This is a genomic window from Paracoccus wurundjeri (assembly GCF_030678915.1).
Lineage (GTDB): Bacteria > Pseudomonadota > Alphaproteobacteria > Rhodobacterales > Rhodobacteraceae > Paracoccus > Paracoccus onubensis_A.
The window spans coordinates 15,928-39,347 of record NZ_JAUUTZ010000018.1 but is presented as its reverse complement, the minus strand read 5'-3'; the positions used below and the strand labels follow the sequence as shown (position 1 = coordinate 39,347).

The following is a 23,420-nucleotide window of genomic DNA, read 5'->3' as shown; positions in this document are numbered from 1 at the left end:
GCAGCCGACTATCATCAGGCCGTCCGTCACCGGGCGGCCTTTCTTCATGCGCAAAGAGAAGCCGGGAGAGTCGCAATGGCACCGCCGGCAATAACATTGCGCTGCGGCGCTTGTCGTTTCATATCGTCATATGGTCCTTTCGGACCCTTGTGAAAGATTATTGCGCAATGCTATGCATGCGCAAATTCGGACGCATAGAATGGGGGGCATAAACGCCATGAAGATTGGCGCTTTGAAGGAGAGCTATGAGGGTGAAGCGCGGGTGGCGGTAACACCGGCTTCGGCTGCACATCTCCAAAAGCTTGGACATGAGGTTTTTGTCGAATCCGGTGCGGGTGTTCGTGCCGGTTTCTCGAATGAGGATTATGAGAAAGCCGGGGTCACTGTCGCACGAACAGCGGCAGAAGTGATCGGAGCGGTCGATATCGTGGCCAAAGTGCGCCAGCCTTCCGATGGCGAGATCGGGCAGATGCGCGAAGGGCAGACGCTGATCTCGTTCTTCTATCCGGCGCAAAGCCCGGAATTGCTGGAAAAAGCCAAAGAGCAGGGCATCACCGCCATTGCCATGGACATGGTGCCGCGCATCAGCCGGGCACAGAAAATGGACGCTTTGTCCTCGATGGCGAATATTGCCGGCTACCGCTCGGTGATCGAGGCGGCGAATAATTTCGGACGCTTCTTTACCGGACAGGTGACAGCGGCGGGTAAAGTGCCGCCGGCCAAGATCCTCGTGGTCGGCGCAGGGGTTGCAGGTCTTGCCGCGATCGGCACCGCCACCAGTTTGGGCGCGCAGGTCTTCGCGTTCGACGTGCGCCCCGAAGTGGCCGAACAGATCGAATCCATGGGCGCGGAATTTGTGTATCTGGATTTCGAGGAACAGGCACAGGACGGCGCCGCGACGGGTGGCTATGCCGCACCGTCAAGCCCAGAATTCCGCGAGAAACAGCTGGAGAAATTCCGCGAACTTGCGCCTCAGATGGATGTTGTCATCACCACGGCGCTGATTCCGGGCCGCGACGCGCCGGTTCTGTGGACGAAGGACATGGTTGAGGCGATGAAGCCCGGATCAGTCATCGTCGACCTTGCCGCCGAAAAGGGCGGTAATTGCGAACTGACCGTCCCTGATGAGCGGACCGTGACGGAAAACGGTGTGATCATCGTTGGATATACGGATTTCGCCAGCCGCATGGGTGCGCAGGCATCCGAACTTTACGGTAATAATATCAGACATTTCATGACCGATCTTACACCAAGCAAGGATGGTGTGATCGTACATGACATGGAGGACGACGTGATCCGCGGCGCGACCGTGACGCATGATCACGATATCACCTTCCCGCCGCCACCGCCAAAAATCGCGGCAATCGCGGCGCAGAAGCCCAAGGAAAAGCCGAAGCAGCTGACACCCGAAGAAAAGCGGGCACAGGAAATTGCCGCATTCAAGGCAGAAACCAGATCGCAGGTTGGCTTGCTGGCCGGGGGCGGCATTCTGCTGCTGCTGATCGGGTTTCTGGCGCCGGCCAGTTTCATGGCGCATTTCATCGTCTTCGTTCTGGCCTGTTTCGTGGGCTTCAAAGTGATCTGGAATGTCGCGCATTCGCTGCACACGCCGCTGATGGCGATCACCAACGCGATTTCCTCGATCATCATCCTGGGCGCATTGATGCAGATCGGATCGGGTTCGGCATGGGTTTTGATCCTCGCGACGCTGGCCGTGCTGATGGCCGGGATCAATATCTTCGGTGGCTTCCTCGTCACCCGGCGCATGCTCGCCATGTTCCAGAAATCGTAAGGAGGGGATGATGGAGTACGGATTCACCACCGCCGCATATGTGGTTGCCGCGATCCTGTTCATCCTGTCTCTGGGCGGGCTGTCGGGTCAGGAAAGCGCGAAACGTGCCATCTGGTATGGTATCGTCGGGATGGGGCTGGCCGTCGTCGCCACATTGTTCGGCCCCGGGGCAGGCAACTGGCTTCTGTCGGTTATAATGATCGCCATCGGCGGCGCGATCGGCTGGGTCGTCGCCAAGCGCGTCCAGATGACCGAAATGCCGCAACTGGTTGCCGCGATGCATTCGCTGGTCGGTCTGGCGGCCGTGTTCGTGGGTTTTAACGCGCAGATCGAGAATGGCCGCGTTGCCGCCGCGAAAGCCGCTGGCGAAGCAGTCGAGAAGTTCACCGGCTTTGCCGCCATTCTGGCGCATAAGACCCCGGCGGAACTGACGATGCTGCAGATCGAAGTGTTTCTTGGCGTCTTCATCGGTGCCGTGACCTTCACCGGCTCGGTCGTGGCGTTCGGAAAGCTTGCGGGCAAGATCGACGGCAAGCCGAAGAAACTGCCCGGCGGGCATATGCTGAATGCCGGCGCGCTGGCTCTGTCGCTGCTGTTCGGGCTGCTTTACCTGACCGGCGTCGGCCCGGGGATGTTCTGGCTGATCCTGATCATGCTGCTGGCCTTCTTCATCGGCTGGCACCTGATCATGGGGATCGGTGGGGCCGATATGCCGGTCGTCGTCTCGATGCTGAATAGTTATTCGGGTTGGGCCGCTGCGGCCATCGGCTTTACACTCAGCAATGACCTGCTGATCGTGACAGGTGCTCTGGTCGGCTCCTCGGGTGCGATCCTCAGCTATATCATGTGCAAGGCCATGAACCGTAATTTCGTCAGCGTGATCCTTGGCGGATTCGGTGGTGAAACCGGACCTGCTGCCGAGATAGAAGGCGAACAGGTCGCCATCGACGCTGACGGCGTGGCCGCTGCCCTGAATGAGGCCGATAGCGTGATCATCGTGCCGGGCTATGGTATGGCGGTGGCGCAGGCACAGGGCGCGGTCAGCGAGTTGACCCGCAAGCTGCGGGCGGCGGGGAAAGAGGTGCGCTTTGCCATCCACCCGGTCGCCGGCCGCCTGCCAGGGCATATGAACGTGCTGCTGGCCGAAGCCAAGGTGCCTTACGATATCGTTCTGGAAATGGATGAGATCAACGAGGATTTCCCCTCGACCGATGTGGTGATCGTCATCGGCTCCAATGATATCGTGAACCCGGCCGCGCAAGAGGATCCGAACAGCCCCATTGCCGGCATGCCGGTACTGGAGGTCTGGAAGGCCAAGCAGGTCTTCGTGTCGAAGCGGGGGCAGGGCACCGGCTATTCCGGCATCGAGAATCCGCTGTTCTTCAAGGAGAACACAAGGATGTTCTATGGCGATGCCAAAGACTCGGTGAACAAGCTGTTGCCGATGGTCGAATGACCAACCAAAGGGCGGGGGATTTCCTCCGCCCTTTCGCGATGTTTTCACATCTGGGCTAGGAGGCGGCCCGTGAGTTCCGACACTGATCATCCGCAGCGATATGCTTTGGTGAACGAGCTTCACGCCCGGCCTTCCCCTCGATTAAAGGCACCGGCAACCTGCGCTTTCGTCGCCTTCAAGGAGCCCCGCGATGCTGCCAATCGCGACAGGTCGCGGGATGTGGCCCATCTGACCGAGTTGACCGAGCGGCATGGCGGCCAGCGCCCCGATCCCCAGGACAGCCATTATCAGGGCAAGCTGGGGCGGCATGATCTGAAATGGGAAAGCCATACCGAGTTCGTCACTTGCATGGCGATGACTCCGGGTCTGCCCATCCGGCCATTCGATCCAAGTGCCGGGGCTATATTTTCGCAGGAATGGCAGGATGATGCGCCGGGCAAGCGGATCGTGGCGATGCTGGTGCAGATCGACATTCTGCCAGAAGATCCTCAGGACGCATTGAACCGGATCGGCGACTGGTTTGCCCGCGACGGGCTGACCGCTGTCTGGGTGCTGGACGAAATGGCGGTGATCGCGGGTGATTTTCGTATCGATTCGAATGGCTGGATGCGTTTCGCGATATTCGTGCGCCCCGATCTGGGCGAGGGGCGGATCGGCCGGATCCTGCACAGGCTGGTCGAACTGGAAACCTATCGCGCGATCTCCATGCTTGGGCTGGATCGGGCACGGATCCTGAGCCGCCGCCTGAACGAATTGGAGCCGCGCCTTTCGGCCATCGTCGAAGGTATGTCCGATGAAAACCGATCCGCCGAAAATGTCTTGCAGGAATTGCTGACCGTATCCGCCGAGCTGGAATCCCAGGCGGTGCAGCATTCGTTCCGTTTCGGCGCGACCACCGCCTATGAGGCGATCGTCATGGACCGGATCAATGCCTTGCGTGAAACCCGGCTATATGGGCGGCAGATGCTGACGGAATTCATGCGCCGCCGCTACAAACCGGCCATGCGCACGGTGAAATCCGCCGAAGAGCGGTTGCGAAGCATGATCGAACGGGCCAATCGCGCAGGTGAATTGCTGCGCACGCGTGTCGATGTAGAACGGTCTGCCCAAAACCAGCTTCTGCTGGAACGGATGGATCGCCGCGCCGATCTGCAATTGCGCCTGCAACATACGGTCGAGGGCCTGTCGGTCGTCGCCATCAGCTATTATGCGGTGGGGTTGTTATCCTATGCTCTATATCCGCTTGCGGCCCGCATCGGTGTCGATAAAGCCTATCTCGTCGCAGCATTGACCCCGATTGCCGTTCTGACCGTCTGGTGGGGCATGTGGCGTATCAAGCGCCGCCTGCACCAGACTCATGACCGGAACGATTTGTGAGTTGCGCCGCCGCCCCGGTACAAGATAAATCCGGCAAGGATCGAAAAGGATAATATCATGAGACTTCTTGCCGTCATTACCGCTTTGCTGGCCCTGTCCGCCTGCGGTGTACCACTCGTTCCACTTGTGTAAGTAGAGGATCTCATGCCGAAGAATTTGACGCTTTACGGTCTTGCCCATTGCTCGACCTGTCAGAAGGCGCAGGCAGCGCTTGAAGAACATGGCTGGACCGTGGATTTCCGCGATGTCCAGAAAGAGCCTTTGTCCAAGGCGGAGCGCAGCAGCATGGCAACCGAGTGGGGTGAAAAGATCATCAACCGCGCCAGCCTGACCTGGCGCGGCATGTCCGAGGAAGAACGTCGCGCCGATCCGGTCACCATGATGGGAGAGAAACCCAGCGTGATGAAGCGCCCGGCCATCGCAGCGGGCGAACAGCGTCTGCTTGGCTGGACCGCCAATGTCAAACGCGCATTGGGCGTTCCGGCATAACCCGGAAGTGATGCTGCGGGGTCGATCTTCGGGCGGCAGGCGGACCTAATTCCTGCGGTTCGCCAACGAGGCCAGAAGCGGGCGAAGGGTCGACAGGTCATATCCTGCCTTGGCCGCCGTTTCGAGAATCTCGCTTTCCGGTCGTTTTCCAGCCTGTGTCAATGCCCACAGCACCGTGCAGCGGTTGCCCGAGCGGCAATAAGCAATGACCGGAGTCTGTCCGGCGGTAGCGCCGGCAAATTCCGAGATCAGGGCAGGGGTGATTTGCCCCGGGTGGAATGGCATGTAATAATAGGCCATTCCTGCGGCTTCTGCGGCGGCGGCCATGACCTCATGATCGATATCGGGTTCGATCTCGTCATCGGGACGATTATTGATCAGCACCCGGAATCCGGCCGCGGCAAGCTGAGGAATATCCTCGGGCAGAATCTGGGGCGAGACGGCAAGGTCAGGGCTAAGCTGACGCAGATCCATGACGGAGCCTTTCGGTTGCGCGGTTACGCCATGGATTGCCGTTTTTTTCAAGCCGATGTCAAGCACGCTGTCAGCTCAACTCGCGGTGACAAGAGGATATTGACACGAGTCGGGCCAATCGCTCCGATCATGCTACAGATTTTGCAGATTCGATCAGGGCCGGAAGTGCGGTGAAATCGTCAAATTCTGCCGCATGAGGAAGCTCTGTTATCGGTGTTTGCCGGTAGCCACGGCTGAAGATCATGAAGGGCACCGGCACGGCCGCCGCGCAATGCGCATCGAATTCGCTGTCACCGACATAGATCGCCTGAGGGTTTTCAGGATGCGCGCCAAGGCCGGTCAAAGCCGCGCGAAGCGGCGCCGGATCCGGCTTTTTTTCGGGCAGCGAGTCGCCGCCGATGATTTCTCCGAAAAGGTTGCGAATGTCGAAATGGCCCAGAATGGCTTCCGTCGGCTGTAGCGGCTTGTTGGTGCAGATTCCCAGAGGGTGCCCTCTATCGGTCAGAATTTCTAATGTTTCCTTGACGTTAGGAAACAGTCGGGTCAATGCTGTCGCCGTATGATAACGGGTCATGAAGGCCGAAAGCATGTCGCGCATTCTGGCCGGATCGGTATTTGTCGCGCGGATGACCTTCCGCCACAACACTTCGACGCCGCCGCCAATGAAGCTACGCACCTGATCCAGCGTCAATGGCGAAACATGGAATTCGCGCAGCACGGCATTGACGCAGGCATGGATATCCGGCGCACTATCAATCAGGGTGCCGTCAAGGTCGAAGACTATGGGGCAGGGGGTCATACAAACATTCATGCTGTTCTCCACTTGATCGAGCATCCCATCGAAGGTATTTGATCTTTCGGGCCTTTTCCGGTTTCGGCTATCTGTGTCATGGCCTCGAACAATTCGCGGCGGGCATCCGGCGCGGTAGCCTGGCGGCGTGAAGCGTCAAGCCGGCCGCGATATTGCAGCTCGCCATTCGCGTTGTATCCGAAGAAATCCGGTGTGCATTCGGCGCCATATGCCCGCGCAACCAATTGAGTTTCATCATAAAGATACGGAAAGGTAAAGCCGTGTTTCTCGGCCTCGGCCTTCATCTGCTCAGGTCCGTCCTGCGGATATTCCGCGACATCATTGGCAGAGATGGCGACGACGCCGATACCGGCTTGCTGTAATTCACTCGCATCGCGCACGATGCGGTCGATGATCGATTGGACGTAAGGACAGTGATTGCAGATAAACATGACCAGCGTGCCCTTGGGACCGGTGATATCGCCAAGGCTGTAATTCCGACCATCAGTACCGGGCAAGGTAAAGTCGTGCCATGGTGCGCCAAAATCGCAAACGGGGGGTGTGACTGCCATCTAAGCCTCCTTACTTTCTCGAGCTGAATCTTTCGGAACTTGGCCGTAAGAGCAAGATACGCAAAGGTCGCAGCATATTAATGAAAGCCGAATTCTCGTAAGATACGGGACGATATCGCACAGACGATGCCCAGTGATGAGCATTTCAATCCTAACAGTAATGTTCCATAATACTGATTATATGGAAATTAGATATCCATCACGATTTCGGCGTGGACAGTCAGCCATGCGTCCGGTAGCCGCCCTTGCGGCTTATCGGGCCTTCCCCTACATCTGTTAGCAACGACAAAAGGAACTTCAGATGGCGATGGAAGCTCACGAAATCGAAAAGCTCATCAGAGTCGCATTCCCCGACGCGCAGATCACGGTTACCGATCTTGCAGGAGACGGAAATCATTATGCGGCCGAGGTGGTCGATGAAAGTTTCCGCGGTAAGAACCGGGTTCAACAACAACGTGCGGTCTATGCCGCCTTGCAAGGAAAAATGGATGGCCCGGCGGGCGAATTGCATGCGCTTGCCCTGACCACCAAGGCGCCGGAGTAGTGCATGCCCCTGCCCCTGCATTCAGGCGGCAGACGGGAAATTCTGAGAATTATGATCAAAAGGACAGCGCAATGAGCGATGTGAAAACACAAATTCAAGAGACGATTGACACCAATGAGGTCGTGCTCTTCATGAAAGGTACCAAGGAAATGCCGCAATGCGGATTTTCCAGCCGGATCGCCGGTGTGCTGAACTATATGGGTGTCAGCTATCGGGATGTAAACGTGCTTGCGGATGACGGAATTCGCCAGGGAATCAAGGAATTTTCGGATTGGCCGACAATTCCGCAACTTTATGTCAAGGGTGAATTCGTCGGTGGATGCGATATCGTCACCGAGATGACCCTGTCAGGCGAATTGGACCAGCTTTTCGATCAGAAAAACGTTGGCTACGACAAGGAAGCCGCCGACAAAATTCGCGAGGCGAATGCCTGATCCGGCATGCCGCAACCGACAGTATCGATGTTGACGGCCGCATTGCGGATGTGGTTTTTCACTATTGCAAAATTGGCCAAAAAGCAGTCTCTGAAGTAAAACTTCCCTCGGCAGACTGCCGATGGTCATATGGTTATAAGGGAGGAACATCATGATAATTCATAAAAACATCCTTGCCTGCACGGCAGCGCTGGCACTTGGTGCCGCGCCATTGACGGCAGCGGCACAAGATTTCATCAATATTCTGACCGGCGGGACATCCGGCGTCTATTATCCGGTCGGCGGCGCGATGTCGAAGATTTATACGGACGGAATTCCCGACGCCAAGACCCAGGTGCAAGCGACCAAGGCAAGCGTGGAGAATCTGAACCTGCTTCAGCAAGGCAAGGGTGAGATCGGATTTGCGCTTGGCGATTCCGTAAAATTCGCGGTAGAGGGAGATGCCGAAGCCGGCTTTCCTCAACCCCTTGATAAATTGCGTGGAATCTCGGCGATTTACCCGAATTACATCCAGATCGTCGCAACCAAGGATTCCGGCATCGAGACGCTGGAAGATCTGAAAGGCAAGGCATTGTCGGTCGGCGCCCCTAAATCCGGAACCGAGCTTAACGCGCGGGCAATTCTGGAAGCCGCCGGCATGAGCTATGACGATTTGGGCAAGGTCGAGTATCTTCCCTTTGCAGAATCGGTCGAGCTTATGAAGAACCGCCAGCTTGACGCGACGCTGCAATCCGCTGGCCTTGGGGTTGCCTCGCTCAAGGATCTTTCGACTGCGGTCGATATCAAAGTGGTCGCCGTACCGACTGAAATCGCCGAGAAACTTGGCGCACCCTATATTGCCGAAACCATCCCGGCCGAAACCTATGATGGCCAGACAGAGGATGTCGCGACGGTTGCCGTCATCAATTATCTGGTGACCTCCAGCGAGGTCAGCGATGATCTTGCCTATCAGATGACCAAGTTGCTTTACGATAATCTGGATACGTTGAAAGCGTCACATGCGGCAACCGCCGACATGGACGTTCAGAACGCGTTGCAGGGCATGCCGGTGCCTCTCCATCCCGGCGCGCAGCGCTATTACGATGAGGTCGGCGTAAAGGCCGAATAGGCACGGGAAGGTCAGAGCCGGGTTTACCCGGCTCTTTTCTTCATTCGATTCCGATTTCTTCAGGACAGTGGCCATGACCGAAACGATCATATCCGCCCCTGCTGGTCAGGCTGGCGACTCTGGCATTCACGATCCGCTTGAACTGGGCTTTCCTGCAGGTCTGCAGGGCCGGATCCTGTATTGGATCGCAGTTGCGTTCTCACTTTATCAGATCGCCATCGCCGCACATATCGTCAATCTGTCCAGTCAGGTGCAGCGCGCCTTGCATCTGGGCTTCCTGTTGCTTCTGTGCTTTCCGCTGCTTGCCCTGCTGAATAACCGGGGCAAGGCAGGAATTACGCTGTCATGGATCGCAGCCGCGCTTGGTGTTGTTGCTGCAGCCTATCAATGGATCGAATATGTGCCGCTGATGATGCGATCCGGAGCGATCAACCAGGTCGATATCGTGATCGGTATCATTATCCTGATCACGGTATTCGCCGCGGCCTGGGTCGTGATGGGGCCGGCCTTGCCGATCGTGTCCGGGGTATTCCTGATTTATGCGTTGTTCGGGCAATATTTCCCGGGCCCACTCGCGACCCGAGGTTATGATCTTGCTCAGGTCATGGAACAGTTGAGCTTCGGGACCGAAGGGGTATACGGCACGCCGCTCTATGTCTCGGCGACATATATTTTCCTGTTCATCCTGTTCGGTTCATTTCTTGAAAAAGCCGGCATGATCAAGCTGTTCACCGATGTTTCGCTTGGCCTGGTCGGGCATAGGCAAGGTGGTGCAGCGAAAGTGTCCGTTGTCAGTTCGGGCCTCATGGGTACGATATCGGGCTCTGGCGTGGCCAATGTCGTTACCACCGGGCAGTTCACGATTCCGCTGATGAAAAGCTTCGGCTATCGCGCGGCTTTCGCGGGCGGCGTCGAATCGACCGCGTCGATGGGTGGGCAGATCATGCCTCCGGTCATGGGCGCCGTCGCCTTCATCATGGCCGAAACCCTGGGTATCGCCTATGTCGAGGTCGTGCAGGCAGCAATTATTCCCGCGATCCTCTATTTCGCCTCGGCCTTCTGGATGGTGCATCTTGAAGCCGGGCGCACGAATTTGCGCGGTATGCCTGAATCAGAACTTCCTTCGGCCCTCAACGCATTACGCGAAGGCTGGTATCTGATCCTGCCCCTGGCAGTTCTGGTTTACCTGCTGTTCTCGGGTTATACGCCGCTATTTGCCGGCACCGTGGGCCTTGCTTTGACCATGATGCTGATTCTTGGGGCGTCGGCTGCGTTCGGGCTGCCCTCGCAAGTGCTGAAAATCATATTCTGGATCGGTTTGGGACTGGTTGCGTCGAGCTTCATGAAATTCGGCAATAATGCCCTGTGGTTCGGGATCACGGTGCTGCTGATCTGGAACGTGATCAGTCAGGGCGGGCGCGGAACCATCCGGCAGGTTATCGACAGTCTCGCCGACGGAGCCAAGACCGCCCTGCCCGTCGGTATCGCATGCGCTTTGGTTGGCGTGATCATCGGCACCATGACCCTGACGGGCGCGGCGAATACATTTGGCCTTTATATCGTTTCGGTGGGCAAGGGCAGCCTGTTTCTGTCACTGATTCTGACGATGATCACCTGCCTGATACTGGGCATGGGAATTCCCACCATTCCAAATTATATCATCACATCGACAATCGCGGCCCCTGCTCTGCTGGAGTTGGGGGTTCCGCTGATCGTCAGCCATATGTTCGTGTTCTATTTCGGCATTATGGCCGACCTCACCCCGCCGGTGGCTTTGGCCTGCTTTGCCGCAGCGCCGATCGCCAGGGAAAAGGGTCTCAAAATCAGTTTCGAAGCGTTGAAGATCGCGGCCGCGGGTTTTGTCATACCTTTTATGGCTGTCTATACTCCTGCCCTTATGCTGCAAAATGGCGGACCGCTTACCGATGCCATCGGCTTTTTGCCGGCAGTCGCCTATATCGTCGCCAAATGCGTGCTTGTCATTGGACTTTGGGGGCTTTCAGTCATCGGTTGGCTGGATCGGCACCTTACCATATGGGAGCGCCTACTGGCTGCCGCCGCGGCATTCCTTCTGATTGCGGCATATCCGATAGCTGATGCGATGGGCTTCGTGCTGACCGCGCTATTCGTGTTCATCTGGAAACGAAAGCTGCTGGCTTGACGGGCTGCCTTCTGGCCGGGGCGACGATGATTGCATTGAGCAGTGCGGATTTTCGGTTGGAATGGACTCATTCGATTGAACGGCAAGCATGGCGTGAATATTGGCGGATAGAGGAAACCGGCCTGCTTCTGACCAAAGCCGCAGTCAAGGGATCCGGTGCTGGTATGGAGCCGGGCGAAAACGCGGTCAAGCAGGGTGACTGGTGGGTCTGGCGGCCGAATTTGCCGATTCAGGCCGAACTAGTCCTAGCCGCAAGCGGTAAAACCGGCGATGGGTGGCATATCTGCGACAGTGAAACCTGCCATGAGATCGGCACGGATGCGGGCGCACCGATCATAGTTCGCCCCTGTCCGTAATCACCGAAGATCGCGCCTGAAAGATTTCGGACCTGTATGGAATGTGGTGAATCCGAAGCCACTCAACCAATCGATTGATGATGGTACCGCCTCCCCGGCTTGAACGGGGGACCTCTGGATCCACAATCCAGCGCTCTAACCAACTGAGCTAAGGCGGCCCGGAGCCGTTCTGTACCTCTGCTCTGCGAAGGATTCAAGCCCGTCTTGCCCGGAATCTCGTATCGGGATAGAGAAAAACTTCCGAAGAAAAGGGACAGCAAGGTGAGCATCAACAGCCAAAGTGAAATAGCGGCAAATCTTCAGGTCGGGCCGACCGATCAGGGAATGGTGCGTATTTATATCGAAGCCGAAGGCGTGGATCTGCCGTTGGATTTCGATGCCGACGAAGCGACAGAAATTGCGGAAGAACTGCTTGCGGCTGCCGAAACGGTCCGCAGGGCAGGATCGCAGAAGGGTGCGCCTAAAAAACCGCGCCGCTGAATGCCTGTGGGTCGAGACCGGCCTGCAGACGAATTGCGGCGGCGCGCGCGAAGCTTCGGGTGATCCTGCTTCGTCTGGCCCCTGCCAGTCGCGTTTCGGGAGGCATGCGCAGAATTTCCGCGCCATGCGCATCCGCCAGAATCAGACCATGCTCCTCGGGTAGTAATTCCTGTGGAAACGCGCTGTCGACGGCCCAGAAATAGCGATCGCACCATTCCAGATAGCCGTGCCATTTGCGGTCACAGGAAAAATCGGTGCGAGAACTCTTGCACTCGACAATCCAGATATCCCCATCCGGAGCAAGGCTGATCACATCGACGCGCAGGCCGCGTATCGGCGTGAACTCCGTCAGAATCGCATGATCCATCATGCGTAACAGCCGCCCGACGCCCCGCGCCAGTTTTTGACCTGCCGTGCCGGGAATATGTAGCATATTCGAAATCATCACCTCAGACTAGAACAAAGTAGAAACGCCTTGCAAACCGCCCTGCCCAAAAAGCCGGGCTGAAGTGACTTGAAAGCGGCGCGGTTTCAACCTATCTGCGGATCTGGCGGGTTTCTGCTCTTCCCGCGAGCGGCCATTTTTCCACTGGCCTATAATTTTTCCGAGGGAGCTGGCTCTGTCGAGGCTCTGGTCTTGTTATCTGGCGCCCACCTGATTGTTCAGGCTTTCGGGAAATCTCGCGCTGCCGCGGTTGCTGCGGTTCCCGCCACTTACCGAATTCCCGAAACGCAAAAAAGAAGGACGGGTCCAGGACCCGCCCTTCTCAGAGAGACTACTGATCAGAGGGAACGAGATCAGAAGCCGTAAACGACCGCGACACCCAAGGTATTGTCGGTGCGGATGGCCCGCTCGGACTGGTACTCTGTGGTGTAGCTAATACGGGTCGCTAGCTGGTCCGACATCTTGAAGTTGACGCCGAATTCGTTGGCCAGAACGTCACCACCTTCATCCGAGCTAAGGAAATCGGTATCGTTGGTGATGAAGATCATGTCGTTGAAGCGGTGATAGACACGCGAAGACGCGATGTAACCGAGTTCGGTTTCCGAACCTTCGTCGTTCAGGTGCTGCGCACCGGTCAGAGTATAGCGAACACCCAGACCCGCTTGCACGCGCCAAGTCGTCGTATCGGTGTTGATCACGCGGTAACCCGGACCGAAGCCAAGGAAGCCGTCACGACGCAGGTCGTCATCTTCTTCAGGATCACGCAGGCGCTCGTCGGCGTTGTCGAGACCGTCTACGAGACCGTCAATTTTGAAGCGGCCCAGTGCGAAGGCATAGAAACGGTCATTGAAGTAGTACTGCGCGTCATAGATGACGGCGACTTCTTCCTTGTCCTTGTTGCCCGCGTCATCTTCGCCGAATTCGATCGACAGACCGATGCTTTGTGCGAAAGGCGCCTGGTTATGTTGAATACGGCCGGCCAGCGCGAAGTCCTGGTTTTCGACGTTACCGGTGCGGCCCGTATAGGCCAGCGACATGTTCCCGAACAGGCCCTGCCGGCGATCCGACGGACCAAAGCGGTCCGCATCAGCCGAACGATCGAAGCTGTCTTCAACTGCATCTTCGATATCGGTGATGTCGTCGTCGACCCCTGCAACGCCAGTCACATTCGCACCGGTCGCGATTTCGGTCTGTGCGAATGCCGGAATCGACAGCGCCGTCAGGATCGCGGTCGCACCGCTAAGAAGGACAATCTTTTTCATCGCGAAATCCTCATCTGGTTTCAAATTCCTGACCCCGTACGGTGCCAGTGCATCTCTGCTGAAGATGGGATATACTGATGGTGCCCGTGTTCAAAGACCTTGAAAGAAACTCACAAACTATCACAGTCGTGAACAAAATGTGACCGTCAGAGAGGGCAGCGAAATAATGCCGACATATATTCGTGATGCAACGATTCACATGAATGTGAGTAGGGCTAATAAATTCTCGTATATGCGACGCATATTAAAGTTAACCAAACAAAACCGTTTATTTTAATTTGTTAAACTTTCTGCAACATTTCCGTGACTGCCTATTTTGTAATCACTCGAGCGGCAAAATTTAACGCAAAAAACTGTTGCGCAATCGACACTCGAAGGGTGTCTTAGGGCAAATAGGTAAAGCATATATGACTGCGGGGGCTGACATGGTGAGCCGCGACCTTTCCCGAGGCACGACTCACCCAGGTGAACATGCCCCGAAACATGCCGGATAATCCAGGGATGCAACGGCAGTTCCTGTCAATGACGGAACGTAAAGCCTCTATTTTTTCCGGACCTCGCTGACCGGTCCTCCTGCGAAGGCGTCCGGGCGCAAATCTCGCGCAACATGGTCAAGCACCGCATTGACGAATTTGGCCTCCCGACCATCGGGAAAGAATGCTTCCGCAAGGCGCACATATTCGCTGATCACGACTTTCGGAGGCGTTTTCGGAACCACGAGTTCCGCGCCGGCAGCGCGGAAAAGGGCTCGAAGAACCGGATCGATCCGATTGATCGGCCATTTCTCGACAAGTCCGCGATCGGTCGCCTGATCGATCTTGAATTGCCATGTCACCGCATCGTCAATGATCCGCGAGAACAGTCCGTCATCGGCTTCGGGATGCTTGCCCTCATCGTCGCATACGCCGATACGGAAATTCCTGAATTCCCCCATCACGCGATCTGCCGGTTGCCCGGCGGATTCCATCTGAAACAGCGCCTGCACAGCATAAAGACGGGCGGCACTGCTTAATGAGCGCTTGTCGGGCATGGTCATTTCCGTGTCGATCCTTCCAATTCTCCTGCCAGACGTATCACGTCCGTATCGCCGCCCGGCCGCCCCTTGTCGTCCTGCTTGCGCCATTTGCGGGACAAGGCGACCAGATGCAGCGCGGCTGCAGCCGCTCCGCCGCCCTTGTTCTGTCCTGCCGGATCCGCCCGGACCTCGGCCTGTTCCATATTTTCGACCGTCAGGATACCGTTACCGATCACCAGCCCCTGCAATCCCAACAAGGTCAGCCCACGGGAACTATCGTTGCAGACTGTCTCGTAATGGGTCGTTTCACCCCGAACCACGCATCCAAGCGCGACATATCCGTCATAATTCGCCTGACGTCCGGCGATGCCGATGGCTGTCGGGATTTCAAGCGCGCCGGGTACCTCGATCAGATCGATCACGGCCCCTGCCCGTTCGGCCGTCGCGCGTGCTCCGGCAATCAGACCGTCGGCAATCGCTCTGTAATAAGGAGCAACGACGATAAGCAGTCTGACCGGTGCGTCGAAAACCGGCAGGTCAAGCTGATAATGTTGGGTATTCGAAGCCATATACGTCACTCCTCCGGGATGGGGCGGGTGGAATGGATCGAAAGCCCGTAGGCGTCAAGTCCCACCACCTTTACCGGCGCCGAATTGGTCAGCAGAACAAGTTCGGTAAGCCCGAGACTCGAGAGAATCTGAGCGCCCAGACCGTATTGGCGAAGCGTATGCGGCCCTGTCTCGCCCGGTTCGGGCAGGCTGTTACCCAGATCGCGGATCAGCACGATGACGCCCCGCCCCTCGGCAGCAATGGCGCGCATGGCGGCAGGCAGGCTTCCTGCATCCTCACGCCTGATGCCCAGCACGTCATATAACGGATCAAGCGCATGCATCCTGACCAGAACCGGCTCGGCTCCGGTCAGATCGCCCTTGGTCAAAACGATATGCTCGGCGCCCTGCCTTTCATCGGCGAAGACACGCATCATCCAGTCGCCGCCATGAATGGATTGGACCATGCGCTGTTCCCGTTCAGAGATCAGATTATCGTTACGGCGACGATACCGGATCAGATCGCTGATGGTGCCGATCTTCAATCCGTGCAGTTGCGCGAACGCGACCAAATCCGGAAGACGGGCCATGCTGCCGTCCTCGTTCATGATTTCGCAGATCACACCCGAAGGGTTCAGACCCGCAAGGCGAGAGATGTCCACAGCCGCTTCCGTATGGCCGGCACGGACCAGAACCCCACCATTCCGAGCCCGCAGCGGAAAGACATGACCCGGTGTGGCGATATCCGCGGCGCCCTTGGACGGATCAATGGCGACCGCAACGGTACGGGCGCGGTCATGTGCGCTGATTCCGGTGGTCACGCCCTCGCGCGCCTCGATGGACATGGTGAAAGCGGTCTCGTGCCGAGAGGAATTCCTGGGGCTCATCAGCGTCAGCCCCAGCGCGTCAATCCGTTCCCCCGGAAGGGAAAGACAGATCAACCCACGCCCATAAGTCGCCATGAAGTTAATCGCATCGGGTGTGGCCATCTGCGCGGGAATGACCAGATCTCCCTCGTTTTCCCGATCCTCGTGATCGACAAGAATGAACATACGGCCGTTCCGTGCATCCTCGATAATTTCCTCGATCGGGGAGATCGCGTCCGAGAGCTCGTTCTCGACGGGACCGGGCTGTTCATATTGCATGGTTCTCTCCGGTGAAATAATGCGTGCCGGTAATGAACCCGGCCAGACCGCCCGCAGCCATCAATTCCCGTTCGTGATCCGTTTCCCCGATCATCAGAACGGCATTTCCGGGCAGCCCCTGCGCATGCAGCCATGCCTTCGCCTCGTTGCGCATTACAGCCCATTGACTGCCGAAAACAGGCAATGGCCGCGCCGACACAGCCTCGATCCGCAGCCCCAGGGCATGCGCATCCAATCCGGGGCCAACGCCGAGATGGCGATCCAGCGGCAAGATGTCCAGTTTCTCGGCCCTGCCCCGATCCAATGGCTGCCCATCGCGGAATACGCCAAGAGCGTTTGACGAAAACAGAAAGGCAACCAGATCGCGGCCGGTCGTCGCGCGCACTCCGGCATAGGTCTTGTAATCGAGACCCAGAGATTTCGCGCGCCGTACCCGCGTCCGCACGACCTCGACCGGCAGGACCGGAAGCAGATCCGCGCGTGCCCGCCGCCAGCAATGCGCCCGCCACGAGGTTGAAGCAACGGACGGTCCGCCGTTATGCCCGATCCCGGCGGTCATGCCTGATCCGCCTCGGCCAGCCGGGCCACGTATCGGGCCAATGTGTCGATTTCGAGATTCACGGCATCGCCCAGCGTAATATCTCGCCAGTTGGTCACCTGCCGCGTATGGGGAATCAGGTTCACACCAAAGCGGTTTCCCTCGACATCATTCACGGTCAATGAGGTGCCGTTAAGCGCGACCGAGCCTTTCGGAGCGATGAAACGGGCAAGATTCTCCGGGGCGGAAAAGGTTACCCGTGTGCTGTCGCCCTCGTCCCTGATATCGTCGATCAGGGCGACCCCGTCGATATGGCCGCTGACGATATGGCCCCCCAACTCGTCACCTACCTTCAATGCACGTTCGAGATTCAGTCTCTGGCCGGTTGCCCAGCCATTCTTTCCGATATTCGTTTTCGAGATCGTCTCGGCCGAGATATCCACGTCGAACCAGTCATCGCCCTTGGCGATCACCGTCAGGCAAACACCGTCACAGGCGATCGAGGCACCGATATCGACATGTTCCATATCATAATTGCAACCGATCCGCGCCCGCATATCACCGCGCAGTTCGACCTGTCTGACATCGCCGATATCGGTGATAATGCCGGTAAACATCCGTCTCTCCTGACTCTTGCCTATAGTGCAACTAGGATATTGAAATCACCCGCGCAAGATCACCTTAAGGGCGTCATGGCGGCAAAGCTTCGCACATATCTTGACAGCTTGCCAGTTTTTGCTGGCAATGTCGCCGTCACCATGCGATATCGCCGGCGGATAGAGTATAATACTTTCTTTGTAGTCATTTTCTTTCGGAGGCGGGATGTTTCACGCGAATCTGCCGAAATCCCAGTCCGGCGATGCGAACCAGAACAAATGCCTGTTGCCGGACGATACAGCACCTCGCAGTTTCCTGTTGCTTCAGGGGCCGCACGGACCTTTTTTTGACAGGCTGGGGCGGTTATTGCGTGCCTCGGGCGCGAATGTCTGGCGTTGCGGGTTCAATGCAGGGGATGAGTATTTCTGGTCCGACAAGCCAGGCTTTATCCGACATGATGGACCGCTGAATGAATGGCCCGAACATCTTGGGCGGATCCTGACGGAAAAGAAGATCACCGATATCGTGCTGTATGGCGATGTCCGGCCGGTTCACGCCATTGCCCGCGAACGGGCCGAGGAATTAGGGCTGCGCATCCATGTCTTCGAGGAAGGCTATCTGCGCCCCTACTGGGTCAGCTACGAACGCTACGGTTCGAACGGCAATTCAAAATTAATGCAGATTCCGCTTGCCGAGATGCGGACCGCCCTTCGCGACACCCGGAATGAAATCCGCCGCCCACCCGCGCATTGGGGCGATATGCGGCATCACAAATTTTACGGGGCATTTTATCATTTTCTGGTTCTGGTCGCCAACCGCGCCTATCGCCATTATCGCAGCCACCGTACGATTTCGGTAATGCGGGAGTTCCGGCTGAATCTTCGGCGGTTTTTGCTAACCCCGGCACATAACATCGCGACATCACTGCAATGGCGCCGATTCCGTCGCGCAGGCTGGCCCTATTCGCTTGTCCTGATGCAGCTGGAGCATGACTCGAATTTCCTTGGCCATTCACCTTTCGAAAGCAATGCCGATTTTGTCGAGAAGGTCGTGGCAGAATTCGCCCGCAGCGCGCCCCGGCATCATCATCTGGTGTTCAAGGCCCATCCGCTTGAAGATGGGCGGGCGCGAAACCGGACGGCGATCCGCAATGCCGCGATTAAAAGTGGCGTTTTCGAACGTGTGCATTATCTGCGCGGCGGCAAACTGGCGACATTGCTGTCGCAGGCCTGCTCGATCGTTACGGTCAATTCGACCGCCGCGCAGCAGGCGCTTTGGCGCAACCTGCCGGTCATTTCTCTTGGCCGGGCAATCTACAACAAGCCCGGTCTGGTCTCGGATCAGACACTTGAACAATTCTTCATGCAGCCCGATCCACCGGATCCGAATGCCTATCGGATTTTGCGGGATTACCTGCTTCAGACCAGTCAGGTTCCGGGCGGATTCTATTCGGATCGTTCCCGGGCTCATGCATTGCGCATCGTCAGCGATCTGATTCTTGCGCCCGATGATCCATATGAAACGCTGGCCACCGGCCGGTTTCTGGTTCGGCAACAAATAACCGATATGGACAATTAGACCCAAGTTATTGTGGGCAGGAACCAAATTTAACAATACTATGTCAAACACAGCGCCAGTAAGGCGTGACTAGAATAATAACAGGAGCTCAAGAGGTGACAGGACACTCTTTACGCAACCCCGCGATGCGTGTCGTGATGATCGCAGCGCTCGCCTTGCTTACGGCCTGTGGCCTGCCGCGATCTGGCCCGAGCAAGAAAGAGATATATTCCGGCGCAGTCGAGCATGGCGGGAATGCCGCAATTATCTATGTCAACGAACATGTGACTCGCACCGCGAATTTCAGCCCGAGTTACGGGTTCTCGCAAAGTTTCCGCAATTCCAGCGCGATCGGCGCCGATGAAATTCGTCCGGGCGATGTGCTGGGCCTCTCGATCTGGGAAAATGTGGATGACGGGCTGCTGACTTCACTTGGCACCAGTTCGACACAGCTTCAGGAAATTCAGGTCGATAGCGGTGGATATATCTTCGTTCCCTATGCAGGCCGGATTCAGGCTTCCGGAAACACCCCGGACGAGCTTCGCCAGATCATAACCGAGAAACTCAGCGACCAGACACCGGATCCGCAGGTTACCGTCGCCCGGGTGGCCGGTGATGGCGCAACCGTTTCGGTGATGGGGAAAGTTGTCAGTCAGGGCGTCTTCCCGATCGAGCGGCCGACCAGGACCTTGTCCGCTATGCTGGCAAAGGCCGGAGGCGTCGCGATCGAGCCTGAAATCTCGGTCATCACGGTCAAGCGCGGCAGTGAAACCGGCAAGGTCTGGCTAACCGATCTGTATTCGTCCCCCACGAATGATATCGCCCTGCGTCCCGGAGATATCATCCTTGTGGAAGAGGATCAGCGCAGCTTCACCGCACTAGGCGCTTTGGGCGGACAGACTCGCGTGCCGTTGGGCAACGAGATGATCAGCGCGGTCGAAGCGATTGCCATGGTCGGCGGTCTCAGCTCGAATCTCGCGGATCCGACCGGTGTCTTCATCATGCGGGACGAACCGCCATCCGTCGCGTCCAAGGTTCTGGGCAAACAGGTGAATGGCACCCAGCGTATCGCCTATGTTCTGGATCTGACACGGCCGAACGGGCTGTTCCTCGCACGTGATTTCCTGATCCGTGACGAAGACACGGTCTATGTGACCGAAGCGCCCTATGTTCAGTGGCAGAAAACCATCGGCGCGATTACTGGCGGGCTGAACTCGGCCAATACGGTGTCGAACCTCACCGACGGCAATAACTGAATGCAGCCAGCTTCTGGACAACAGGCCGCTGGGGCAAGTTCCCGGCGGCTTTTCGTCTATAATGGCGGTTTCTGGTTCAAGCCACGGCTTAAACGAATACTGGCGCTTGCAGGATGGCAAATATCGACAGGCTTGCCGTCACCGGGCGAATATGTCGGAATCTGGGGCGCGAGCCCGACCGCCTGGCGCGGCCGCAAGATGGCCGCAAAACGAACAGCCCATCTCATCACGGTTGAGGATGCATTCCTGCGCTCGGTCCTGCCGGGACGCACGCGGCATCATCTGGCACGGCGCGGCGCGATCGGCCTGTTGATCGATCCACATGGCCTGCATTTTGACCCGACCCGGCCGTCGCTGATCGAAAAGCTGGTTCCCTCGGCCAGGGCCGGCGAATTGGCCGATGCCGCGATGGAAGGGATTGAACGCCTTCGGCACGCGGATCTGTCGAAATATAACGCGTTTCGCCCGGATGCATCTCCGCCGCCGCCCGGATACGTCCTTGTGATCGATCAGACACGTGGCGACGCATCGCTGATGGGTGCGGGACGGGAAAAGTTTCTTGAGATGCTTCAGACGGCCCGGGATGAAAATCCCGGTGCCCGGATCGTGCTGCGCTCGCATCCCGAAACCTCGTCCGGCCTGCGTCCCGGGCATCTGGCTGCGGAAGATCTGCGTCCCGGTGAAGAGTTCTGCGATGCGCCGGTTTCCCCCTGGAAACTTGTCGAGAATGCCGATGCGGTTTACGCGGTCAGCTCGCAACTCGGCTATGAGGCGTTGTTGTCAGGGCATCGTCCCAAATTATTCGGGCAGCCTTTCTATGCGGGCTGGGGGCTTAGCGACGACCGCAATCCTTTACCGCCCGGCCGCAGAACCCCCGCGACGCGCGAGGCGCTGTTCGCAGCCAGCCATCTGCTTGCCCCGATCTGGTACGACCCGTGCCGTGACAGGCAGACGGATTTCAACGGTGCGGTCGATCAGCTCGAAGCCGAAACCCGGGCATTCCGGCAAGACCGGGACGGCCATCTTGCCTATGGCATGAGGCTGTGGAAACGGCGCGGCATCGCGCGCACTTTCAACAATGGCAAAGGGGTGCGCTTTACCGACAAGCCCAATGCGCAAGTAACCCTTGCCTGGGCGGGAAAAGCCGACCGGGTGCCGCAGGCGATCCGTGTCGAGGATGGTTTTTTGCGGTCTCGCGGATTGGGTGCCGCCCTTGTTCCAGCATTGTCGCTGGTGGCGGATGATCTGGGAATCTATTACGATCCCACCCGTGAAAGCCGCTTGGAACGGATGATCAACCAAGGCGCGACCGTCACGCAAGAAAAGCGCGCCCGCACGTTGATCGACAAGATTTGTGCCGCCGGCCTGTCTAAATACAACCTAAGCGGTTCAGCGACCTCTTTCCCGCGGCCACAGAATCGAAAAGTGATCCTTGTTCCCGGCCAGGTCGAGGATGATGCATCGATCCAGCTGGGTTCTGGCCTGGAGAAATCCAATCTCGACTTACTAAAGCGGGTGCGCGCGGAAAATCCTCGGGCCTTTCTGGTCTATAAGCCGCATCCGGATGTCGAGGCCGGGCTTCGTCCCGGCACGATTGCCCAGTCCGATCTGTCGCAGCTTGCTGACCATATCGCCTATAACGGCGACCCCGTGGCCTTGCTTGGTCAGGTCGATGAGGTCTGGACCATGACCTCAACACTGGGCTTCGAGGCTTTGATCAGGGAGGTTCCGGTCACGGTTCTTGGCGTACCTTTTTATGCGGGATGGGGGCTGACACGCGATCTTGGGCCGGTTCCGCTGCGCAGGCGGGGGCGTCCAAGCCTTGCCACTTTGGCCCATGCCTGCCTGATCGGCTATCCGCGCTATCATGATCCTGTTTCCGGTCTGCCCTGCCCGGTTGAAGTCGCTGTCGACCGTCTGCTGGAGTCGCAGTCGGCCCAAGGTGGCCCTGGTCTTCGGGTTCTGGCCAAAATACAGGGCGCATTGGCCGGACATTCATGGCTATGGCGGCGGTAAACCCGACCTCAGTCACGTCTCCAGCGATGAAACAAATCACCTCCTATCCGGCGGGATTCCACCAGTTGAAAGCGCGGCCCATCGGCAAGCCGCATCAGCTCCAATGCTCCGATTGCTGGCAAACCATCTGCACCGATGGCAAGACCGGCGGTGTAACCGACGATCTGATCCACGAGACCAGCATGCAACAGGCTTGCTGCCAACCGCCCTCCGCCCTCGCAGAAAACACGGGTTATGCCACGAGCGGCAATATCTTTCATCATCTCGTCCGCGGTGCCGGAAATATGCCATAACGGCCCGAAATCCGGTCCTTCACGCGGTAAACCCGGAATTTCCGTTGCCGATGCGATGATGCGCACCGGCTGCTGTACCGTACCCATGCCCCGGACATTCAGTGATGGCCGGTCAGCCCGCGCCGTGGCCCCGCCAACCATGATCGCGTCGTGGTTCATTCGCAGCCCATGCACATGACGACGGGCCGCCTCGCCAGTAATCCACTGGCTTTCGCCGCTGGCGGTCGCGATGCGCCCATCGAAACTTGTGGCAAGTTTCAGCGTCAGAAAGGGTCGACCGCCGGTGATGCGAAGCAGGAAACCTGCCTGCATCATTCGGGCCTCGGTTGCCCGAACGGATTCGGTAACCTCTATCCCGGCATCCCGAAGGATCGCATGACCACGCCCCGCAACACGCGGGTCAGGATCGGTCAGAGCCGTTACGACACGGGTAATTCCCGCCTTGATCAAGGCATCGGCGCAAGGCGCCGTCCGGCCATGATGGGCGCAGGGTTCAAGCGTTACATAGGCTGTCGCACCCCATGCATGTTTCCCAGCTTGCGACAGCGCGACGATCTCGGCATGGGGCCGCCCGCCGGGTTGGGTCCAGCCCCGTCCGACCACCCTGCCCTCGTTGACAAGAATGCAGCCGACAGCGGGATTGGGCCAGACATTCCCAAGCCCGCGCTTTGCAAGACGCAGGGCATGCGCCATATGCAGATCGTCGTCGGGTTGC

General features: G+C 57.8%; 24 protein-coding genes, 1 tRNA gene and 1 other RNA gene. 14 read left to right on the top strand and 12 right to left on the bottom strand.

The features are described from left to right. Positions 1–217 precede the first annotated feature (217 nt). From Q0601_RS16755 to Q0601_RS16740, 4 genes are all read left to right on the top strand, one after another. Positions 218–1,792 (top strand): Re/Si-specific NAD(P)(+) transhydrogenase subunit alpha, encoded by a 1,575-nt coding sequence (locus tag Q0601_RS16755; protein WP_305291079.1) that lies wholly within the window; start codon positions 218–220, stop codon positions 1,790–1,792. A 10-nt stretch (positions 1,793–1,802) separates the two neighbouring features. Then, a complete protein-coding gene (locus Q0601_RS16750; RefSeq protein WP_305291023.1) occupies positions 1,803–3,248 on the top strand; it encodes an NAD(P)(+) transhydrogenase (Re/Si-specific) subunit beta in 1,446 nt (481 codons plus the stop codon). A 69-nt stretch (positions 3,249–3,317) separates the two neighbouring features. Further along, on the top strand, positions 3,318–4,625 hold the full coding sequence (locus Q0601_RS16745) for a DUF3422 family protein (protein ID WP_305291022.1): 1,308 nt from the start codon (positions 3,318–3,320) through the stop codon (positions 4,623–4,625). A gap of 144 nt (positions 4,626–4,769) precedes the next feature. After that, entirely contained in the window at positions 4,770–5,114 is a 345-nt protein-coding gene (locus Q0601_RS16740; RefSeq protein ID WP_305291021.1) for an arsenate reductase family protein, read from the top strand. Positions 5,115–5,159: 45 nt separating this feature from the next. Here the strand turns inward: Q0601_RS16740 and Q0601_RS16735 are convergent, their stop codons facing one another. The 3 genes from Q0601_RS16735 to Q0601_RS16725 all read right to left on the bottom strand — a co-directional run bounded on the left by Q0601_RS16735 (position 5,160) and on the right by Q0601_RS16725 (position 6,950). Continuing rightward, on the bottom strand, positions 5,160–5,639 hold the full coding sequence (locus tag Q0601_RS16735) for a TIGR01244 family sulfur transferase (RefSeq protein WP_305291020.1): 480 nt from the start codon (positions 5,637–5,639) through the stop codon (positions 5,160–5,162). Positions 5,640–5,715: 76 nt separating this feature from the next. Continuing rightward, a complete protein-coding gene (gene gph, locus Q0601_RS16730) occupies positions 5,716–6,399 on the bottom strand; it encodes a phosphoglycolate phosphatase (protein WP_305291019.1) in 684 nt (227 codons plus the stop codon). Then, a complete protein-coding gene (locus Q0601_RS16725) occupies positions 6,396–6,950 on the bottom strand; it encodes a thioredoxin family protein (protein ID WP_305291018.1) in 555 nt (184 codons plus the stop codon). The genes gph and Q0601_RS16725 overlap by 4 nt, the downstream gene beginning before the upstream one ends. 301 nt (positions 6,951–7,251) lie before the next feature. On the opposite strand from Q0601_RS16725, the gene Q0601_RS16720 reads away from it, so the two are divergent. The 5 genes from Q0601_RS16720 to Q0601_RS16700 all read left to right on the top strand — a co-directional run bounded on the left by Q0601_RS16720 (position 7,252) and on the right by Q0601_RS16700 (position 11,553). Next, entirely contained in the window at positions 7,252–7,494 is a 243-nt protein-coding gene (locus Q0601_RS16720; RefSeq protein ID WP_119750473.1) for a BolA/IbaG family iron-sulfur metabolism protein, read from the top strand. A 71-nt stretch (positions 7,495–7,565) separates the two neighbouring features. Next, positions 7,566–7,928 (top strand): Grx4 family monothiol glutaredoxin, encoded by a 363-nt coding sequence (grxD, locus tag Q0601_RS16715; protein ID WP_305291017.1) that lies wholly within the window; start codon positions 7,566–7,568, stop codon positions 7,926–7,928. Positions 7,929–8,079: 151 nt separating this feature from the next. Next, the gene (locus tag Q0601_RS16710) at positions 8,080–9,036 is read left to right on the top strand and encodes a TAXI family TRAP transporter solute-binding subunit (RefSeq protein ID WP_305291016.1); all 957 of its coding nucleotides are present in this window, start codon (positions 8,080–8,082) and stop codon (positions 9,034–9,036) included. Positions 9,037–9,109: 73 nt separating this feature from the next. Then, positions 9,110–11,197: a TRAP transporter permease gene (locus tag Q0601_RS16705; protein ID WP_305291015.1), complete on the top strand. Its 2,088-nt coding sequence runs from the start codon at positions 9,110–9,112 to the stop codon at positions 11,195–11,197. Continuing rightward, entirely contained in the window at positions 11,194–11,553 is a 360-nt protein-coding gene (locus tag Q0601_RS16700) for a DUF1850 domain-containing protein (protein WP_305291014.1), read from the top strand. The genes Q0601_RS16705 and Q0601_RS16700 overlap by 4 nt, the downstream gene beginning before the upstream one ends. Before the next feature lie 81 nt (positions 11,554–11,634). On the opposite strand, the gene Q0601_RS16695 is transcribed toward Q0601_RS16700, so the two are convergent. Continuing rightward, positions 11,635–11,711, bottom strand: a tRNA-His gene (locus Q0601_RS16695). 103 nt (positions 11,712–11,814) lie between these two features. Between Q0601_RS16695 and Q0601_RS16690 the strand changes: the two genes are divergently transcribed. Further along, entirely contained in the window at positions 11,815–12,033 is a 219-nt protein-coding gene (locus tag Q0601_RS16690) for a DUF6324 family protein (protein ID WP_305291013.1), read from the top strand. Here the strand turns inward: Q0601_RS16690 and Q0601_RS16685 are convergent. Next, a complete protein-coding gene (locus Q0601_RS16685) occupies positions 12,014–12,466 on the bottom strand; it encodes an MmcB family DNA repair protein (RefSeq protein WP_305291012.1) in 453 nt (150 codons plus the stop codon). The genes Q0601_RS16690 and Q0601_RS16685 overlap by 20 nt on opposite strands. A gap of 120 nt (positions 12,467–12,586) precedes the next feature. Here Q0601_RS16685 and ssrS point away from each other — a divergent pair. Continuing rightward, positions 12,587–12,744, top strand: a non-coding RNA gene (ssrS, locus tag Q0601_RS24880) — 6S RNA. An 87-nt stretch (positions 12,745–12,831) separates the two neighbouring features. Here ssrS and Q0601_RS16680 read toward each other — a convergent pair. From Q0601_RS16680 to Q0601_RS16655, 6 genes are all read right to left on the bottom strand, one after another. Further along, entirely contained in the window at positions 12,832–13,740 is a 909-nt protein-coding gene (locus Q0601_RS16680; RefSeq protein WP_305291011.1) for a DUF481 domain-containing protein, read from the bottom strand. Positions 13,741–14,281: 541 nt separating this feature from the next. Beyond that, complete coding sequence (gene nusB, locus Q0601_RS16675; protein ID WP_305291010.1) at positions 14,282–14,770, bottom strand: transcription antitermination factor NusB; 489 nt, start codon at positions 14,768–14,770, stop codon at positions 14,282–14,284. 2 nt (positions 14,771–14,772) lie between these two features. Then, positions 14,773–15,324: a 6,7-dimethyl-8-ribityllumazine synthase gene (locus tag Q0601_RS16670; protein WP_305291009.1), complete on the bottom strand. Its 552-nt coding sequence runs from the start codon at positions 15,322–15,324 to the stop codon at positions 14,773–14,775. Between the two features lie 5 nt (positions 15,325–15,329). After that, positions 15,330–16,448, bottom strand: coding sequence for a 3,4-dihydroxy-2-butanone-4-phosphate synthase (gene ribB / locus Q0601_RS16665; protein WP_305291007.1), 1,119 nt, complete (start codon positions 16,446–16,448; stop codon positions 15,330–15,332). After that, a complete protein-coding gene (locus Q0601_RS16660; protein WP_305291006.1) occupies positions 16,438–17,007 on the bottom strand; it encodes a hypothetical protein in 570 nt (189 codons plus the stop codon). The genes ribB and Q0601_RS16660 overlap by 11 nt, the downstream gene beginning before the upstream one ends. Beyond that, a complete protein-coding gene (locus tag Q0601_RS16655; RefSeq protein ID WP_305291004.1) occupies positions 17,004–17,603 on the bottom strand; it encodes a riboflavin synthase in 600 nt (199 codons plus the stop codon). Before Q0601_RS16655 ends, Q0601_RS16660 begins: the two co-directional genes overlap by 4 nt. 205 nt (positions 17,604–17,808) lie before the next feature. On the opposite strand from Q0601_RS16655, the gene Q0601_RS16650 reads away from it, so the two are divergent. From Q0601_RS16650 to Q0601_RS16640, 3 genes are all read left to right on the top strand, one after another. Continuing rightward, on the top strand, positions 17,809–19,161 hold the full coding sequence (locus Q0601_RS16650; RefSeq protein ID WP_305291003.1) for a capsule biosynthesis protein: 1,353 nt from the start codon (positions 17,809–17,811) through the stop codon (positions 19,159–19,161). A gap of 125 nt (positions 19,162–19,286) precedes the next feature. Beyond that, positions 19,287–20,396: a polysaccharide biosynthesis/export family protein gene (locus Q0601_RS16645; RefSeq protein WP_232845037.1), complete on the top strand. Its 1,110-nt coding sequence runs from the start codon at positions 19,287–19,289 to the stop codon at positions 20,394–20,396. Further along, positions 20,397–22,412, top strand: a complete 2,016-nt coding sequence (locus Q0601_RS16640) for a capsular polysaccharide biosynthesis protein (protein ID WP_305291002.1) — start codon at positions 20,397–20,399, stop codon at positions 22,410–22,412. A gap of 8 nt (positions 22,413–22,420) precedes the next feature. Here Q0601_RS16640 and ribD read toward each other — a convergent pair whose 3' ends face one another. Next, positions 22,421–23,398, bottom strand: coding sequence for a bifunctional diaminohydroxyphosphoribosylaminopyrimidine deaminase/5-amino-6-(5-phosphoribosylamino)uracil reductase RibD (ribD, locus tag Q0601_RS16635; protein WP_305291078.1), 978 nt, complete (start codon positions 23,396–23,398; stop codon positions 22,421–22,423). Positions 23,399–23,420: the final 22 nt, after the last annotated feature.